The sequence below is a fragment of the Halopseudomonas phragmitis genome, from assembly GCF_002056295.1.
Classification (GTDB): Bacteria; Pseudomonadota; Gammaproteobacteria; order Pseudomonadales; family Pseudomonadaceae; genus Halopseudomonas; species Halopseudomonas phragmitis.
Window position 1 is genome coordinate 767,501 of the sequence record NZ_CP020100.1, and the last position, 18,359, is coordinate 785,859.

Below are 18,359 nucleotides of genomic sequence, written 5' to 3' on the forward strand. Positions count from 1 at the left end.
GTAACCCATTGATCCTAAAGCACTTTAAACAAAGCACCGCGATCAGCGAGAGGCGCATTATAGGCACTTTCAAAACACCGTCAAGACTTTTTCCAAAACTTTTACTGCACAAATGCAAAGCCCCGCCAGAGGCGGGGCTTTGTACGACCACCAAACCGCGTTACTTGACGTCTTCTACCGACATCAGCGGGTAGTGAGCAGGGTAAGGCTGAGTCGCCACACCCGAATCAATAGCAGCCTGAGCCACGGCAGCCGGTACGCGCTCGATCAGACGCACATCCATCGGCTTGGGAATGATGTACTCACGACCAAATTCGAGCTTGATGCCGCCGTAGGCCTCGGATACATACTCCGGCACCGGCTCTTTGGCCAGTTCGCGGATGGCATGAACCGCAGCGATCTTCATCTCTTCATTGATCCGGGTTGCACGCACGTCGAGCGCACCACGGAAGATAAAGGGGAAGCCCAGCACGTTGTTGACCTGATTCGGATAGTCGGAGCGGCCAGTAGCCATGATCACGTCCGGACGCGCCGCATGAGCCAGCTCCGGCTTGATTTCCGGATCTGGGTTGGAGCAGGCGAATACGATCGGGTTTTCGGCCATCAGCTTGAGGTCGGCTGGCGGCAGCAGGTCCGGACCAGACAGACCAACGAATACATCAGCACCCTTGAGCGCGTCGGTCAGAGTGCGCTTGTCGGTCTCAGTGGCGAAGATCGCCTTGTACTCGTTCAGATCATCACGACCAGCATGGATCACGCCCTTGCGGTCGAGCATATAGATGTTTTCAACCTTGGCACCCATGGATACCAGCAGCTTCATGCAGGCGATGGCCGCAGCACCGGCACCGAGGCAGACGATCTTGGCATCTTCGATGGTCTTGTCGGCCAATTCCAGAGCATTGATCATGGCCGCAGCGGTAACGATAGCAGTACCGTGCTGGTCATCGTGGAATACTGGGATGTCGCACTGCTCAATCAGTGCGCGCTCGATCTCAAAGCACTCAGGCGCCTTGATATCTTCCAGGTTGATGCCACCAAAGGTGCAGGAGATACGCTTGACGGTATCAATGAAAGCCTGAGGGCTTTCAGCTTCGACCTCAATGTCGAACACGTCGACGCCAGCAAAGCGCTTGAACAGCACACCCTTGCCTTCCATGACCGGCTTGCTCGCCAGCGGCCCCAGATTACCCAAACCGAGAATCGCGGTACCATCGGAAATCACCGCAACCAGGTTGCCCTTGCCGGTGTATTTGAAGGCGTTTTCGGGATCCTTGGCGATCTCGCGTACCGGCTCAGCAACACCCGGGCTGTAGGCCAACGCCAGGTCACGGGCAGTAGCGGTAGGCTTGGTCAGTTCAACGCTCAACTTGCCCGGGCGCGGATTGGCGTGATAGGCAAGTGCATCGGTTCTCAAATCGGACATGGTCAAAAATTCCAGTCAAGTTGCTCATGCGGACGGCCGAGAATACCGAAAAGCATGTACCCGAACAAGATTATTCACGGAATATATGACGAGGACATTATTTTACAACTTTGAGCCATTGACCCGCCGCCGGCTCACCTGTCGGCCAGTGCCCATTCAGCAGCCGCAACCGCGCTTCAGCCTCCTCGCCAAGTGGGCTGCCTTGCGCCAGGCTGGCGTAGTTGTCGCCAACCCTGGCACGCCGCAAACGGATGCGCAGCGGCTCGGCCTGCGCACGCTCACTAGCCTCAAGCGCACGAAAACTGCCGATTACCTCGACAAAGCCCGCATCGTATAACTCCAGCGGGCCACGCCCCCTGAATCCGGCGACAAACAGAAAGGCCTGCTCACCCCGAACTATGGCGGCCACTCGGCGCGCCTGATTGCCGGGAATGATCGCCATATAGCCCTGATAACCCGGGCCACTGAACGCCTGCTCCTGCACCAGACGTTGGTTACCAGCACGCTGGCGCAGCAACTCCTCTGCTGTCAATGGCCGACTCAGACGCTCAAGCACCAATGCGATAAACCCCTGCTGATCCGGCGTATGCGCCAGCAACACATCCGGCCGATTGACCAGCACCCAGCCCTGCGGATAACTCAGGGCCAGATCCAGGTCAACATGAAAGAACTGCGAGCCGCGCACAATCCCTTCACGCGCACTGCTGCCGTACACCAATCCGTCGATCGCCTTGAGATACTCCCCAATACCGTCATGCTGCGCCTGATCGCCGGCCAGCGCCTCAGCCCTGGCCACCACCTGGCGCAGACGCTGATCATGGGTAGGGTGTGTAGCGAACAGCCCATGATAGCCCGCCACTTCACGCCCCTCGGCCGCCGCACGCTGGCGATGGTAGTCATCCTGATCCTTGAGTACACCAATGACACTCAACATGGCCTGCGGTCGATACCCCGTGCGCGCCAGATACTCGGCACCCAGCCCATCGGCCTCCAGCTCCATCTCTCGCCCATAACCACGGACCATCGCTGTACCCAATATATTGCTCAGGTCGCCGGCCGCCCTGACACCGGTCCCGATGGTCAGCAGATCACTGAGCAGCCCAGTACCCATGGCCATACTCTGCTGACGCACCCCATGGCGGGCGGTGACGTGACCGAGCTCATGACCAAGCACAGCAGCCAGCTCAGCTTCGGAGTTCAGATAGGCCAGCAGCCCACGGTGGATATAGATATGCCCGCCTGGCAAGGCAAAGGCGTTGACATCAGCACTGTCGACCACCCGAAACCGGTAATCGAGGCCCGGGCGATGACTGGCCTGCGCCAAGCGTTGCCCTACGCCCTGCACGTAAGCCTGCAGAGCCTCATCCCCAACCATCGACAACTGCTGCTCAAGCTGCTGACTAGCCTGGCGACCCAGCGTCAGCTCCTGAGCCTCGGACATCATCACGAAATCCTGCCGCCCCGTCACCGGATTAGGCGCACAGCCGGTCAACACGACCAGCAACAACAACCCTGACAAAAGAACAACTGGCCCAGACATTTATTGCAGCCCCAGCATGAACGGATGACGCACTGGCAACATGAATGGCTTAAACCCTGGTTTTACCCCCGTCTGTTGTCGCCGGTCAATGACCCAGCCACGCACCTCAACCTCACGGCCATGCCAGTGCTGCGGCGACGCTGCCCACAGGGAGGCATCATCCAAAGCCAGTCGCAGCACAATAGGCCCATCCAACTCCAGCCACAGATAACGTCCGGCCGACTGCACGCGAGCGATCCTGCCACGCAATACCTGAAAACCAGCCTTCGCCCGGGCCGCCGGCAGCGGCGGCTGGCGCCACACTCCCAGCAGTTCCCGGCGGGCCTCACCCTCGGCCGCGGCATGACACTCCAGCAGCGCCAGATTAGGCGGCACCGCCAGCGCGAACCCAAGCCCATCGGCCAGCAGCAACGCCTCGATATTGGCACCTCGACCGGTAAACAGATGGCCCAGAGTCCGCCCATAGCGATCCTCCGCCTGCTGACCAACCACCAACTGCAAGCCCGGCTCGCGCACCAACGCTTGCAAACGCTCCCGGGCCTGTTCAGCGAACGGCTCAGACGCACGACCTTCACGACCAATCTCGGGCGTATCAATGCCGATCAGCCGCACACGCCGCCCGTCCTCCAGGCGCAAAGTATCGCCATCGATGACCCGGGCCGCAGTTACCAGCTCAGCAACGGCAGGTGGCGTGCAAATCTCGGCCGCAACCGGCTGGAGCAAACTGCAGGCAACAAAAAAGGCGCCCCACAGGAGCGCCTTCTTGGTTGCTTGCCTTGCCATCCTTGCAGGGCCGTGCAGTTTGTTACTTGGTGCCAACCACACCGAAACGCTGCTTGAAGCGCTCGATACGACCGCCGGTGTCCAGGACCTTCTGCTTTCCGGTGTAGAACGGGTGGCACTCGGAGCACACGTCGATGTGGAACGCCTGGCACAAAGTCGAACGGGTCTTGATCACGTTGCCGCAGCTGCAGGTAGCTTCGACTTCTGCGTAGGCGGGATGCAAATCAGCTTTCATGATGAATTCCTCTTTGGGTGTGCCGCCACCGGACCGACTTGATCAGGCACCGCACGGTGTTTGTACGCCAGCTCCCGGGCTCACGCACAAGGGATCTGAAAATAGGCCGGCGATGATACCAGAATCCACCCCAGACGCAAGCATCGGCGCTATTTACCAGCACTTCAGGAACATATCCGGCATATATAAGGCGTTGTTCCCCGCCCCCTGATGCTAACATCAGCGCAGTTTCATCCAGGTCATCACCAGAGAACGCCCGTGCCCGGACCCATACTGCAAGTTGCCCTGCCCTCGCCACTGCGCCGCCTGTTCGACTACCGGGCGCCGGCTGGCGTGCACCCTGAGCAGCTTAAGATCGGCCAGCGGGTACGCGTGTCTTTTGGCCAACGGCAACTGGTTGGTCTGATCGCCGGCCTGGCCGAGCATAGCGATGTGCCTGCCGCCAAACTCAAACCAGCCTTGGAGCTGATAGACCTCAAGCCCCTGCTGCCGGACAGCCTGTGGCGACTATGCTATTGGACCGCGCAATACTACCAGCACAGCCTGGGTGACACCCTGAGCTGCGCCCTGCCGGTGCTGCTGCGCCAGGGCGAACCAGCCCTGGCTCGCCAGGATGTGCTTTGGCAACTCTGTCCAGGCGCCTACCCGGAACATCCGGCCCTGAGCCGGGCACAGAAACAGAAGCACGCGGTCCAGATCCTGGCCCGCCACCCCCACGGCCTGTCGCATGCACTGATCAGCCAATGGGGGCTTAGCCGCGACAGCCTTGAGGCGCTGGAGCGCAAAGGCCTGGCTAGGCGCATCAGCCAGTCCCCACACCACAGCCATGAGCCGCTGCCTTTATTAAGAGAGGCGCCACTGACGGCCAACCCCGAGCAACAGGCCGCATTAGCGGCGATTCTGGAGACCCCAGGTTTTAATACCTGGCTACTCGAAGGCGTGACCGGCAGCGGCAAGACCGAGGTCTACCTGCAGGCGATCGAACACTGCCTGCGCCAGGGCCGCCAGGCCCTGGTGCTGATCCCGGAAATCGGTCTGACCCCACAGACCTTGGAACGCTTTCGCCAACGCTTCAGCACACCAGTGGTGATTCTGCATTCCGGGCTCAACGACCGTGAGCGCCTGGATGCCTGGATTGCCGCCCGCGACGGCGAAGTCGGGATTGTCATCGGTACCCGGTCGGCGGTATTTACCCCGCTGGCGCAGCCGGGCCTGCTGATCGTCGATGAAGAGCATGACCTGTCTTACAAACAGCAGGACGGTCTGCGCTACAACGCCCGCGATCTGGCGGTGTATCGCGGTCACCTGGAAAACATGCCGGTCATTCTCGGCTCGGCCACCCCATCGCTGGAAACCCTGCACAACGCCCAGCGCGGACGTTATCGGCACCTACGCCTGACCCAGCGGGCCGGCAATGCCCAGGCTCCTCGTTTCCAGTGCCTGGACATTCGCAGTCGCCCCCTGGAGGGCGGCCTGTCGCAACCGTTGCTGCAGGCTATCGACCAGCATCTCAGGCAGGGCAATCAGGTGCTGGTGTTTATCAATCGGCGCGGCTTTGCTCCTACACTGATGTGCCATGACTGCGGCTGGATCGCCGAATGCCGACGCTGTGACGCCCGCATGACCGTACATCAGGCGCCCAGCCACCTGCACTGCCACCATTGCGACAGCCAGCGCCCGCTTGATCGCCACTGCCCCAAATGCAACAGTGCCGACCTGCGTCCGATCGGCGCCGGTACCGAGCGTACCGAAGAGCATCTGAGCCAGCGCTTCCCCGATACTCCGGTGCTGCGGATCGATCGCGACAGCACTGCGCGCAAGGATGCCATGCAGAAGCTGCTGACCCGCATTCACAGCGGCGCCCCCTGCCTGCTGGTCGGCACCCAGATGCTCGCCAAGGGCCACCACTTCCCTGATGTCACCCTGGTCGCCATCCTCGATGCCGACGGCGGCCTGTTCTCCGCCGACTTTCGCGGCGCCGAACGCATGGCTCAGATGATTACCCAGGTAGCTGGCCGCGCCGGGCGGGCAAACAAGCCCGGGCAGGTGCTAATCCAGACCCATATGGCCGAACATCCCCTGCTGATTGATCTGACCGAGCATGGTTACCCGGCCATTGCCCAGCGCGAACTGAGCGCCCGCGAGGCAGCCCATCTGCCACCGTTCAGCTTCATTGCCCTGCTGCGCGCCGAAGCCAATCGGGTCGACCAGACCGAAAGTTTCCTCGATCAGGCCTGCGATCTGGCCGAGCATCTCAAGACCCAACAAGGGCTGCAGGGTATCGAACTGCTCGGCCCGGTACCCTCGCCAATGGAGAGGCGCGCCGGGCGTTACCGAGCTCAGTTGCTGGTTCTGGCCGACCAGCGCTCTACCCTGCACAGCTTGCTGCACCCCTGGCTCGGCCTGCTGGAGCAGGAGCCGCTGGGCCGCAAGGTCCGCTGGTCGCTGGATGTCGATCCGCTCGACATGTTCTGAGCATTTGGCAAGTCCGCCCTGAAACGGGATAATAGCCGGTTTCCCCGATGGCCCCCTGCCGGAAGACCACACAGCCATGAAAAACCTGATCAGCCAACTGCTCGCCAGCGCCGTCAGCACCCTGCAACAGCAAGGCGTACTGCCTACCGACCTGAGTCCCAAAATCCAGGTGGAAACCGCCCGCGACAAGGCCCATGGTGATTTCGCCAGCAACCTGGCCATGACCCTGGCCAAACCGGCCGGCATGAAACCGCGTGATCTGGCCGAAAAGCTGATTGCCGCGCTGCCTGCCCACGAAGCCGTGCGCGAGGTCAGCATCGCCGGCCCCGGCTTCATCAACTTTTTCCAGGACAGTGCCTGGCTGGCCCGACAACTGGAGCAGGCGCTGACCGATGCCAAGCTGGGAGTTCCCCCAGCAGATCCCCTGCAGCGTGTGGTGGTTGACTACTCCTCACCGAACCTGGCCAAGGAAATGCACGTCGGCCACCTGCGCTCGACCATCATTGGCGATGCCGTAGCCCGGGTACTTGAGTTTCTCGGCCACAGCGTCATCCGCCAGAACCACGTGGGCGACTGGGGCACCCAGTTCGGCATGCTGCTGGCCTACCTGGAAGAACACAGCGTCGACGCCGAAGCCGAGCTGGGCGATCTGGAGCACTTCTACCGCCAGGCCAAGAAGCGCTTCGACGACAGCCCCGAGTTCGCCGACCGTGCGCGCCAGCGGGTAGTCGAGCTGCAGGCCGGCGACGCCGAATGCCTGGCTCTGTGGCAGCGCTTCAACAACATCTCGCTGGGCCATTGCCAGGCCGTCTACGACCGCCTGGGTGTCAGCCTGAGCGCCGCCGATGTGCGTGGCGAAAGCGCCTATAACGACATGCTCACAGGCGTGGTCGAGTCCCTGCGCGCCAGCGGCCTGCTGAGCGAGAGCGAAGGCGCCCAATGCGTATTCCTCGACGAATTCAAAAACAGCGAAGGCAAACCGCTGCCAGTGATCGTGCAAAAGGCCGGCGGCGGTTTTCTCTATGCCACCACCGACCTGGCCGCCATGCGCTATCGCCATGAGCAACTGCAAGCCGACCGGGTACTGTACTTTGTCGACCAGCGACAGGCCCTGCACTTCCAACAAGTATTCGCCGTAGCGCGCCAGGCTGGTTTCGTCCCGGCCGAGATGCAGCTCGAACACATGGGCTTTGGCACCATGAACGGCGCTGACGGCAAACCGTTCAAGACCCGTGACGGCGGCACCGTCAAGCTGATCGACCTGCTCGACGAAGCCGAACAGCGCGCCTACGCCCTGGTTCAGCAGAAGAACCCCGACCTGCCCGAGGCCGAACTCAAGCAGATCGCCCGCGCAGTCGGGATCGGTGCAGTCAAGTACGCCGACCTGTCCAAGCACCGCAGCAGCGACTACAGCTTCAACTTTGAGCAGATGCTCAGCTTCGAGGGCAACACCGCGCCCTATCTGATGTACGCCTACACCCGGGTGGCCAGTGTGTTCCGCAAGCTTGAGCGCGACATGCAGCAGCTCGACGACCTGGCGCCGCTGAGCCTGGAGCATGAGGCTGAGCTGGATCTGGCCGCGCACCTGGCCCAGTTCGGCCCGACGCTCAACTATGTGGCCCGCGAAGGCACGCCCCATGTGCTCTGCCATTATCTGTATGAACTGGCCGGGCGCTTCTCCAGCTTCTACGAGCAGTGCCCGATCCTCAGCGCCGAACAAGCCAGCCAACGCGACAGCCGCCTGCGCCTGGCAGCCCTGACTGGACGAACCCTCAAGCAAGGCCTTAACCTGCTCGGCATTGAGACTCTGGAGCGCATGTAAGCAGCATGGCAAAAGGACGCAAAGCTCCCCGCCGCGGCGCCAGCCGGGCGCAACCCAAACAGCGGCGCGCCATTCCCGGCTGGCTGTGGCTGGTTGGCGGCCTGGCAATCGGCCTGTTCGTCGCCTTCCTGTTCCAGCTGGAACCGGGACGCGATGGAGTGCGCCGGGATGCCACCCCCAAGCCGACCCCGCAACCCACTCGCCCGGCGCCAGTGCAGGAACAGCGCCCGCGCTATGACTTCTATACCCTGCTGCCAGAGTCCGAGGTGCTAGTGCCAGAGAGTGCTGTGCCGGCAACCCCGCCTGCTACGCCAGCCACTCCCCCGGAAACCAGCAAACCGCAGGTCGCTACCCGCTTCTACCTGCAGGCCGGCTCATTCCGCCAGCGCAGCGAAGCCGACCGGGTGCGCGCCCAGATCCTGCTGATGGGTCTGGACGTGCAACTGGAAAGCGCCAAGCTCAACAGCGGTGAGACCTGGTACCGAGTGCAGGTTGGCCCGTTCCAGGATCGCAACAGCCTGACCCAGGCCCAGCAAACCCTGACTGGCAACGGGTTCGATAACCTGCTGTTACAACAGCGCACCGTCAATCTCAACTGAGCCAACCGCGCCCGGGCTTGAAATCGCTGCGGGCGCCCCCACTTAACCTGCATGGCAGTGCGCTGCCACCTCTTTCCCAGCCATGCAGGAGCTGCGTGTGACTACAATCGTATCCGTTCGTCGCCACGGCAAGGTCGTGATCGGCGGCGATGGCCAGGTTTCCCTGGGCAATACCGTCATGAAGGGCAACGCCCGCAAAGTTCGCCGTCTGTACAAGGACCTGGTGATTGCCGGCTTCGCTGGCGGCACCGCCGACGCCTTTACCCTGTTCGAGCGATTCGAGGCGCAACTGGAGAAACACCAAGGCCATCTGGTCCGCGCCGCCGTCGAGCTGGCCAAGGACTGGCGTACCGACCGTGCCCTGCGCCGTCTCGAGGCCCTGCTGGCCGTCGCCAACAAAGATGCCTCGTTGATCATTACCGGCAACGGTGACGTGATCGAGCCGGAAAACGGCCTGATCGCCATTGGCTCCGGCGGCCCCTACGCCCAGGCCGCCGCCACTGCCCTGCTGCAGCATACCGACCTGCCAGCCCGCGAGATCGTCGAAACCAGTCTGAATATTGCCGGCGACATCTGCATCTACACCAACCGTAACCTGACCATCGAGGAGCTGGACGCCGATACCTGAGGCGACCGGAAATCATCCATGTCCATGACGCCCCGTGAAATCGTCCACGAACTCGACCGCCACATCATCGGCCAGCAGAACGCCAAGCGCGCCGTGGCCATTGCCCTGCGCAACCGCTGGCGGCGCCAGCAACTCCCCGAAGCCCTGCGCGCCGAGGTCACTCCGAAGAACATTCTGATGATCGGCCCCACCGGGGTCGGCAAAACCGAAATCGCCCGACGCCTGGCGCGCTTGGCACAAGCGCCCTTCATCAAGGTCGAAGCGACCAAATTTACCGAAGTCGGCTATGTTGGCCGTGACGTCGAGTCGATTGTTCGCGATCTGGTCGATGCCGCGATCAAGATGCTGCGCGAGCAGGAGATGACCAAGGTTCAGCACCGCGCCGAAGACCTGGCCGAAGAGCGCATTCTCGACGCCCTGTTGCCGCCCGCCCGACAAGGCGTCAGCGATCAGCCGGTACGCGAAGACAACAGCACTCGCCAGCTGTTTCGCAAGCGCCTGCGCGAAGGTCAGCTGGACGACAAGGACATCGACATTGAGGTGGCCGACATCCCGGTCGGGGTCGAGATCATGGCGCCGCCGGGCATGGAGGAAATGACCAACCAGTTGCAGAACATGTTCTCCAACTTCGGCAAGGGCAAACGCAAGACTCGTACCCTCAAGGTCAAGGAAGCGCTGAAGCTGGTGCGCGACGAGGAAGCCGCCAAGCTGGTCAATGAGGAAGAGCTCAAGGGCCGCGCCATCGAGGCAGTGGAGCAGAACGGGATCGTGTTCATCGACGAGATCGACAAGGTCAGCAAACGCGCCAACAGTGGTGGCGGTGCCGATGTTTCCCGCGAAGGCGTGCAGCGTGACCTGCTGCCGCTGATCGAGGGCTGCACGGTCAATACCAAGTTCGGCATGATCAAGACCGACCACATTCTGTTCATTGCTTCCGGTGCCTTCCACCTGACCAAGCCGTCGGACCTGATCCCCGAGCTGCAAGGCCGACTGCCTATCCGGGTCGAGCTGCAATCGCTGACACCCGGCGACTTCGAACGCATCCTGACCGAGCCGCATGCCTCGCTGACCGAGCAGTACAAGGCGCTGATGGAAACCGAAGGGTTGCGCATCGAGTTCACCAGCGATGCCATCACCCGGCTGGCCGAGATTGCCTGGCAGGTCAACGAGAAAACCGAGAACATCGGCGCCCGGCGCCTGCATACGGTACTTGAGCGCCTGCTTGAAGAGGTCTCGTTCAGCGCCGGCGACCTGGCTTCCAAGCACGATGAGCAGCCGCTGCGGATCGACGCCGGCTATGTCGATCAACACTTGGGCGAACTAGCGGTCAACGAAGATCTGTCACGCTATATTCTTTAAGGAAACGCTGATTAATTGCACGCAAGTCCAGTGGCCCGGTTGTCGCTGACCTGTTCTGGACTGTCGATGCCCCGGATGGGCATCGTCAAGCCCCCAGGGGTGAGGCAAGCGTTTACCAAGCATACTTGGTGCGCAGCCGAACGCCGACCGATCTGTGATCGGTTGGCCGGACCCGGAGGGGGTTCACGGCGTGTCCAGAACAGGTCAGCGACAATTGGGTCAACACCGAAACTGATTTAATCAGTGTTTCCTTAACTGACAACCAGGACCAAGCATGCCCGCTCCGCTGCCGACCACCATCAAGCTGCACAAGACCTCGCGTACCCTGGAGCTGGGTTATGCCGATGGTCGCAGCTTTGCGCTGCCGGCCGAGTACCTACGGGTCAACTCCCCCTCAGCCGAAGTCCGCGGGCATGGCAAACCGGTGCTGCAAACCGGCAAGCAAAACGTGGCTTTGCTGAATGTCGAACCCGCCGGCCGTTACGCGCTCAAGCTGGTGTTCGACGACGGCCATGACAGTGGTCTGTACAGTTGGGATTACCTCTACCAACTGGCCAGCGAATATCCCCAGCGCTGGCAAATCTACCTCGACCAACTGGACGCCGCTGGTGCCAGTCGTGACCCAGACGTTTCGGTTGTACGCTTCAAGCCCTGAACCGACTAACCAGTCTGTAATCTTTCTCTCCGATAATTCCAGTTCCGGTACCGAAAGACTGGTTAACAGCGCCCAGCGTGCGTGCTAACTTGTCTCAAGGACGCAATATTTTTCCAGGTCATAGCGATCAGCCTGTTCCTGTTTTTGGCATGGCGCTTGCTGCACTGCTGTACCTGCATCACAACGGAGCGTAAACATGGCCAACAAGAACAACGAAGACATCAGTCAAAAAGCCAGCGAAAACATTTTGGGCCCCAACCCGGTGGTCGGGATTCCGGCCCGTGATCTGCTTAGCACTGCCCGCCTGGTACTGCGCCAAACCGTCAAGCAGCCGATTCACAGCCTCAAACATGTTGGTCGCCTGGGACTGGCGGTCAAGGACGTAATGCTCGGGCGCTCAGACATAGCCCCGGCCCCGGACGACAAACGCTTCAGCGATCCGACCTGGAGCCTCAACCCACTCTATCGCCGCTACATGCAGACTTACCTGGCCTGGCGTCAGGAGCTCAACACCTGGATTACCCAAGCCGACCTGACACCCCAGGACATCAGCCGCGCCCAGTTCGTCATTGCCCTGATGACCGAAGCCATGGCTCCGACCAATACCGCCCTGAATCCGGCAGCGCTCAAACGCTTCTTTGAAACCGGCGGTAAGAGCCTGTTCGACGGACTCACTCATCTGGCCCAGGACCTGGTGCACAACGGCGGCATGCCCAGTCAGGTCAACATGAACGCCTTTGAGGTTGGCCAAAACCTGGCCACGACCAAGGGCTCAGTGGTATTTCGCAACGAAGTGCTGGAACTGATCCAATACAAGCCGCTTACCGAGGAAGTCTACGAACGCCCGGTGCTGGTAGTGCCACCGCAGATCAACAAATTCTATGTTTTCGACCTGTCACCGGAAAAAAGCCTGGCTCGCTATCTGGTTAGCAGTCACCTGCAGACCTTTGTGGTCAGTTGGCGCAACCCGACCAAGGCTCAGCGCGAATGGGGCCTGTCAACCTACATCGAGGCGCTCAAGGAAGCCATCGACGCGGTGCTGGCCATCACCGGCAGCAAGGACCTGAGCATGCTCGGAGCCTGCTCGGGCGGCGTCACCACGGTGTCTCTGCTTGGCCACCTCGCGGCGCTGAAAGAGAAGAAAGTCCATTCCTTCACCCTGCTGGTCAGCGTGCTGGATACCGACGTCAAAACCCAGGTTGCACTATTCGCCGACGAAAAGTCGATCGAAGCGGCACGACGCATGTCCTATCAGAGCGGCGTACTGGAAGGCCGCGACATGGCCAAGGTATTCGCTTGGATGCGCCCCAACGACCTGATCTGGAACTACTGGGTCAACAACTACCTGCTCGGCAACGAGCCGCCGGTGTTCGATATCCTGTTCTGGAACAATGACACCACTCGGCTACCGGCCGCGCTGCACGGCGAATTCCTTGAACTGTTCAAGACCAACCCGTTGACCCGTCCTGGTGCACTGGAAGTCTGCGGCACCCCGATTGACCTGAAACAGGTCAAATGCGACTTCTTCTGCATTGCCGGCCTCAACGATCACATCACTCCCTGGGAGGCCTGCTTCCGCTCAGCACGACTGCTCGGCGGCAAGTGTGAGTTTGTACTCTCGTCCAGCGGGCACATCCAGAGCATTCTGAACCCACCCGGCAACCCCAAGGGCCGGTTCTTCACCAACTCACAAATGAGTGAAGATCCGAAGCATTGGCTGGAGACGGCTACCAAGCAGTCCGACTCCTGGTGGCAATACTGGCGCGACTGGTTGCATGCCCGCGCCGGCAAGCTGAAGCCGGCTCCGGCGGTGCTTGGCAACGACGACTACCCGGCGCTGGAAGCCGCCCCGGGTACCTATGTACACGAGCGCTAGGGCCTATATGCCGCAACAACATTTCATCTTTCGCACCATTGAGGTGGACGGCCAGTTCCTGCGTACCGCGGTTCGCCCTGGCCAGGGCAACCATACGCCGCTGCTGATCTTCAACGGCATCGGCGCCAATCTGGAGCTGGTGTTCCCGTTTGTCCAGGCACTCGACCCAGAGCTGGAAGTGATCGCCTTCGACGTGCCCGGGGTGGGTGGCTCATCCACCCCACTGACCCCGTTCCGGTTCCCGGGGTTGGCTCGGCTGGCCGCGCGCATGCTCGACTACCTGGGTTACGGCCAGATCAATGTCATTGGCGTGTCCTGGGGCGGTGCACTGGCCCAGCAGTTTGCCTACGACTACCCCGAACGCTGCAAGAAGCTGATTCTGGCCGCGACTTCGGCCGGAACAGTGATGGTGCCTGGACGTCCCGGGGTCTTGCTGAAGATGGCCAGCCCTCGACGCTATATTCAACCCTCGCACGGGGTTAAGATCGCCCCGGATATTTATGGCGGCAGCTTCCGTCGCGACCCGAAGCTGGCCAAGGCGCATGCCGCCAAGGTTCGCTCCTCGGGCAAGCTGGGCTATTACTGGCAACTGTTCGCCGGACTGGGCTGGACCAGCATTCACTGGTTGCACCGGATCAAGCAGCCAACGCTGGTGCTGGCTGGCGACGATGACCCGATCATCCCGCTGGTCAACATGCGCCTGCTGGCCTGGCGCATTCCCAATGCAGAACTGCACGTCATCGACGACGGCCATCTGTTTTTGGTGACCCGGGCCGATGCGGTGGCACCGATCATCATGCGGTTTCTGGCCGAGGAAAAGCAGCGTGCAGTCATACGCCCGCAACTCGTCAGGCCGGCAACCAAACCTTGAGCGATTGCGCCACAGCAGCTCAGCCAGGATCGATTGCCGCATCCAGGGACGGACACCTATAACAAGGAATGCTGGATGCCCGAACGCAGTATCCATGACCCCAATCAAGCGTCCGCCGACATGGCGGACAGCCTGCTGTCGCTATTGCGTACCCTGCCCCAGCAACCTTGCCATCACGCCCGTCACACGCTGGCTCTGTTCCAGCAACTTGGCCAGCTTCTGCGCACACCCGACAGCGCCGCAGCAGCGCTGCCACCGGGTTTGCATCCCGGCTGGCAGCAGCCACTGCGTCACAAAGCCCTGCAAGCCTGGCAACTCTGGCAGCAACAAAGCCGGACCTGGCTCGAAGGCCTGCAATTAGCCGAGGCCGAGCGCGAGCGCCTGGCGTTACTCGGCAGGCTGCTGGCCGACAGCCTGTCGCCGCACAACAGCCCACTCAATCCAGAACTGGCACAGGCCTGGAGTAATGGCCCCTGCGCGCCTCTGCGCCAAGGGCTGCAACGGCTGCGCCAGGATCTGCTGCTGGATCGACCGCTACCGCCACTCAATGATGAAGACGCTTTCCAGGTCGGCCGCGATCTGGCGACCTGTCCAGGCCAGGTGGTCGCACGCACCGCGCGCTACGAGCTGATTCAATATCAGGCCAGCACGCCCAGAGTGCGGGAGTACCCGCTACTGATCATACCGCCGCCGCTCAACCGCTATTACCTGCTCGATCTGACTCCTGACACCAGCCTGATCCGCTACGCTCTGGAGCAGGGCATCCAGATCTTTGTCATCAGTTGGCGCAACCCCAATCCCAGCCACTGCGACTGGGGCCTGCCCGATTATGCCGCCAGCTGCGCCGAGGCCCTTGAGGCTTGCCGGCAGCTCAGTGCCAGCAGTAAGGTCTCGTTGTTGGGTATCTGTGCCGGCGGGCTGGTAACCCGGCAACTGCTGCAGTTGCTCAGTAGCCGGGACGAACTCGAACAATTGGCCAGCCTCAGTTTCTGGGTAACGCCGCAGAATCCACAGCATCCCAGCGACCTGACCCGTCTGGCCGGGCCAGCCAGCCGCCAGCAATTACGCCGAACGGTCTGGCGCCAGGGCTGCCTGACGCCACGACAGCTGTGCAGCGCCTTCGCCTGGCTGCGCCCTGGACAACTGGTCTGGCCGCAGGCCATGCAGCGCTACCTGCAGGGCCAGCCAACCCGCCCCGACCCGGTGCTGTTCTGGAACCAGGACAGCACCCGGCTACCAGCCCAACTGGTCGATGACTTACTAGGCTGGCTGGAGTCCGGCGTCGAAAACCGGCCGGCGATACCCGGTCAGATACCCAGCTGGCACCTGGGCGCCGAACAGGACCATATCGTGCCCTGGCGTCAGAGCTTTCCGGAAACGCCAAACCCCAACGCCACCTTTATCCTGTGTCGCGGCGGACACATTCAAGGGCTGATCAGCCCTCCCGGGCGCCCACGCGCCGGTTATCGCCAAAGCCCAGTCAGCACCACAGTGGAACATTGGGAACAGGCCAGCAGCACACACGAAGGCAGTTGGTGGCCAGCCTGGTGCCAATGGCTGCACGACCACAGCGGCCCCCATCAACCGGCACCGGCAACACCAGGCAACGCGCAACATCCAGCACTGGCACCAGCCCCTGGCCGTTATGTGCACCTTCTTTAAGGGAGTATCATGAAAACCCGCGACCGGATCCTGGCCTGTGCACTCGAACTGTTCAACGAGCAGGGCGAGCCCAATGTCACCACCCTGGAGATAGCCAACGAACTGGATATCAGCCCGGGCAACCTCTACTACCACTTCAAGGGCAAGGAGGCATTGCTGGAAGCCTTGCTCGAGGCGTTTCTCGAGCATACCCGCGGACTGCTGCGGGTCGAGGCCATGCCCGATGAACTGGAACCGGAAGACTACTGGCTGTTCCTGCACCTGTTGCTCGAGGCGATCATCACCTACCGCTTCCTGTTCCAGGATCTGTCCAACCTGATGGGCCGTCACACCTTTATCCAGCGCGCCATGCGCCAATGGCTACAGGCCTTGCGCCAAAGCCTGGAGCACCTGCTGCACAGCTTGCAGCGCAGCGGTGCCCTGACACTTGATGACGACAGCCTGCTGTGGCTGCTGGACAATCAATCCCAGACCCTGCTGTTCTGGTTCGACTATCAGCGCATCGCCTACGGTGATGAGCAGGCCGACCCGGTCCAGGCCGTCATTCAGGTCATGAGTCCGCTGCAACCATACCTGGCCTCACCGGCCCAGGAATGGTGGGCCATGCTGATCCTGCGCTATCGACGTCAAGTCTGAACAGCCATAAAAAAACCGGGCCCTGAGGCCCGGTTCGGATCAAGCGCGATGCTCAGCTAGTGCTGGCCGGCGTGCTCGGTGCAGCCGGAGCTGCGGCCGGAGTCGCTGCTGGCGCAGCACTCGGAGCCGGCTCAGCCGCCTTGGTTGCAGCCGGGGTCGCCTTGGGTTTGGCTGGCGCCCGAGGCTTGGCCGGCGCTTTCGGCTTGGCCGCTGCCTTGGGCTTGGCTGGCGCTGCCGGTTTTGCCGCGGGCTTGGCTACAGGCTTGGCCGCCGGGGCTTTGGCTGCGGCCGCTTTCGCTGCAGGCTTGGGCTTGGCTGCCGGTTTCGCTGCCGCCGGTTTGGCGGCCGGTTTGGCTGCAGCCTTCGGCGTAGCCTTGGGCGCGACCTTGGCAGCCGGCGCCTTGGTGCCAGACAACTGACCAATCAGCTTGGTCAGCTCATCGACCTTAGCATTAAGCGCCTTGATCTCATCACGGGAGGGAACCCCCAGGCGGGACACAGCATTATTCAGACGCTTGTCAAAGGCTTCTTCCAGCTCACTCCACTTGCCAGTGACCTTGTCCTTAGCCTTCTCGACCTTGGTCTTGGCCGCATCCAGCGAGTCTTTCTTGCCTTTGTCAGCCTTGCCCTTGATCGCTTCAACCTGTTTGTCGATCTCAGCCTTGGCAGCCTTTTCAGCCGCCTCGCCGTCCTTGATCAGGCCTTCGAAGAGCTTGACGCCCTCCTTGCCCATCTTGGCGTATGCGCCCAAACCAGCCAACCAGATCTGCCGCGAGTACTTCTCGATCTCGCTGACCCAGCCAGCGTCCTTTTCCTGTTTCTTCTTACCCGCCATGGAGAAACTCCTCTGTGACCTTACTTGCTTTGCAGTGACTTGAGTGCAGCACTCAGATCATCAAGCTTAGCAGACAGCAGGTCAATGTCCTTCTTGCTCGGAATACCCATCCGGCCCAGGGCCGAGGCAACCCGATCGTCGAACACTTCTTCAACCTTGCTCAGCTGCACGCCGGTTTTCGACTGCACGGTTTCCCGGGCCTTTTCCTTGAAGCTTTCAATCTTGCTGTTGGCCGCTTCCAGGCGCGCAGCAATCAGCTCCTTGCCCTGCTTCTCGGCAGCTTCGCCTTCGCTGACCAGCAGCTTGAAGTATTCAGCGCCTTCTTTGCCGGCCTTGGCATAGGCACCCAGGCCTGCCAGCCAGATCTGATGGGCGTAGCTCTTCACGTCGCTGACCAGCGAAGCGGTGGTTTCTTCAACTTTCTTGGCGGTGGTTTTGGCCATGTTCAGTACTCCTGTTCAGTTTGAAAGTGGTACAGCACCGGACCGGTTACCGATCCCTGATGCTCAAACTACGCAGGAAAATTAGAATACGCATACTAAAACGCGAAAATGGCAAAACCATAGAGCGCCGAAGCTGGACGCACCCCGACTTCGGCAGCAGTGATCAGGCCAGATACTTGTCCAGGGCCTTTTCGATTTCGCTTTTGACCATCCCGGCCATCGGGGTCAGCATCAGCCCCAGCTTGACCTTGACCCGCACGCTGTCATCGCTGACCAGGATCGAACCATCGGCGCCGCTGCGCTTGAAGGTCAACTCGTCGCCGCACCACTCACACTTGGCATCCAGCTTTTGCGCCAGCTTGTCGGCCAATAGCTGAGCGCGTTCGCGGGCAACGTCCTTGCCCAAGCTGTGTTCACGGGTAATGTCTACGGTGGCCATGGCCTGCTCCTTATGGTTTTAATCGGCCCATAGCATGCCGCAAACTGCGTCGCCATGCGACAGCAAGTCTCGGTGAAA

At 61.3% G+C, this 18,359-nt stretch carries 17 protein-coding genes; 10 read left to right on the forward strand and 7 right to left on the reverse strand.

All coding sequences use genetic code 11. The features are described from left to right. Window positions 1-160: 160 nt before the first annotated feature. The 4 genes from BVH74_RS03565 to rpmE form a co-directional block, all read right to left on the reverse strand. A complete protein-coding gene (locus BVH74_RS03565) occupies window positions 161-1,423 on the reverse strand; it encodes a malic enzyme-like NAD(P)-binding protein (protein ID WP_080048737.1) in 1,263 nt (420 codons plus the stop codon). A 97-nt stretch (window positions 1,424-1,520) separates the two neighbouring features. Further along, entirely contained in the window at window positions 1,521-2,963 is a 1,443-nt protein-coding gene (locus BVH74_RS03570) for a M48 family metalloprotease (protein WP_080048738.1), read from the reverse strand. Beyond that, a complete protein-coding gene (locus tag BVH74_RS03575) occupies window positions 2,964-3,746 on the reverse strand; it encodes a thermonuclease family protein (protein WP_080048739.1) in 783 nt (260 codons plus the stop codon). It abuts the gene before it with no gap. 22 nt (window positions 3,747-3,768) lie between these two features. Then, window positions 3,769-3,981, reverse strand: a complete 213-nt coding sequence (rpmE, locus tag BVH74_RS03580; RefSeq protein WP_080048740.1) for a 50S ribosomal protein L31 — start codon at window positions 3,979-3,981, stop codon at window positions 3,769-3,771. 258 nt (window positions 3,982-4,239) lie between these two features. On the opposite strand from rpmE, the gene BVH74_RS03585 reads away from it, so the two are divergent. From BVH74_RS03585 to BVH74_RS03630, 10 genes are all read left to right on the forward strand, one after another. Continuing rightward, window positions 4,240-6,456 (forward strand): primosomal protein N', encoded by a 2,217-nt coding sequence (locus BVH74_RS03585; protein WP_080048741.1) that lies wholly within the window; start codon window positions 4,240-4,242, stop codon window positions 6,454-6,456. A gap of 76 nt (window positions 6,457-6,532) precedes the next feature. Beyond that, window positions 6,533-8,278 (forward strand): arginine--tRNA ligase, encoded by a 1,746-nt coding sequence (gene argS, locus BVH74_RS03590; RefSeq protein WP_080048742.1) that lies wholly within the window; start codon window positions 6,533-6,535, stop codon window positions 8,276-8,278. Between the two features lie 5 nt (window positions 8,279-8,283). Continuing rightward, on the forward strand, window positions 8,284-8,877 hold the full coding sequence (locus BVH74_RS03595) for an SPOR domain-containing protein (RefSeq protein ID WP_080048743.1): 594 nt from the start codon (window positions 8,284-8,286) through the stop codon (window positions 8,875-8,877). Window positions 8,878-8,959: 82 nt separating this feature from the next. Further along, window positions 8,960-9,505: an ATP-dependent protease subunit HslV gene (hslV, locus tag BVH74_RS03600; RefSeq protein ID WP_080048744.1), complete on the forward strand. Its 546-nt coding sequence runs from the start codon at window positions 8,960-8,962 to the stop codon at window positions 9,503-9,505. Between the two features lie 18 nt (window positions 9,506-9,523). Beyond that, on the forward strand, window positions 9,524-10,864 hold the full coding sequence (hslU, locus tag BVH74_RS03605) for an ATP-dependent protease ATPase subunit HslU (protein WP_080048745.1): 1,341 nt from the start codon (window positions 9,524-9,526) through the stop codon (window positions 10,862-10,864). 274 nt (window positions 10,865-11,138) lie between these two features. Further along, entirely contained in the window at window positions 11,139-11,519 is a 381-nt protein-coding gene (locus BVH74_RS03610) for a gamma-butyrobetaine hydroxylase family protein (protein WP_080048746.1), read from the forward strand. Between the two features lie 196 nt (window positions 11,520-11,715). After that, the gene (gene phaC / locus BVH74_RS03615; protein ID WP_080048747.1) at window positions 11,716-13,395 is read left to right on the forward strand and encodes a class II poly(R)-hydroxyalkanoic acid synthase; all 1,680 of its coding nucleotides are present in this window, start codon (window positions 11,716-11,718) and stop codon (window positions 13,393-13,395) included. A gap of 7 nt (window positions 13,396-13,402) precedes the next feature. Then, a complete protein-coding gene (gene phaZ / locus BVH74_RS03620) occupies window positions 13,403-14,266 on the forward strand; it encodes a poly(3-hydroxyalkanoate) depolymerase (RefSeq protein WP_080048748.1) in 864 nt (287 codons plus the stop codon). 75 nt (window positions 14,267-14,341) lie between these two features. Then, window positions 14,342-15,928 carry a PHA/PHB synthase family protein gene (locus BVH74_RS03625; protein ID WP_080048749.1) on the forward strand — a complete coding sequence of 529 codons (1,587 nt, stop codon included), beginning with the start codon at window positions 14,342-14,344 and terminating at the stop codon, window positions 15,926-15,928. A 9-nt stretch (window positions 15,929-15,937) separates the two neighbouring features. After that, window positions 15,938-16,564: a TetR/AcrR family transcriptional regulator gene (locus BVH74_RS03630; protein WP_080048750.1), complete on the forward strand. Its 627-nt coding sequence runs from the start codon at window positions 15,938-15,940 to the stop codon at window positions 16,562-16,564. Between the two features lie 52 nt (window positions 16,565-16,616). Here BVH74_RS03630 and BVH74_RS03635 read toward each other — a convergent pair whose 3' ends face one another. From BVH74_RS03635 to BVH74_RS03645, 3 genes are all read right to left on the reverse strand, one after another. Continuing rightward, window positions 16,617-17,399 (reverse strand): phasin family protein, encoded by a 783-nt coding sequence (locus BVH74_RS03635; protein ID WP_080048751.1) that lies wholly within the window; start codon window positions 17,397-17,399, stop codon window positions 16,617-16,619. A 20-nt stretch (window positions 17,400-17,419) separates the two neighbouring features. Beyond that, on the reverse strand, window positions 17,420-17,842 hold the full coding sequence (locus tag BVH74_RS03640) for a phasin family protein (protein WP_080048752.1): 423 nt from the start codon (window positions 17,840-17,842) through the stop codon (window positions 17,420-17,422). Window positions 17,843-18,005: 163 nt separating this feature from the next. After that, on the reverse strand, window positions 18,006-18,281 hold the full coding sequence (locus BVH74_RS03645; protein ID WP_080048753.1) for a polyhydroxyalkanoic acid system family protein: 276 nt from the start codon (window positions 18,279-18,281) through the stop codon (window positions 18,006-18,008). Between the last annotated feature and the right edge of the window lie 78 nt (window positions 18,282-18,359).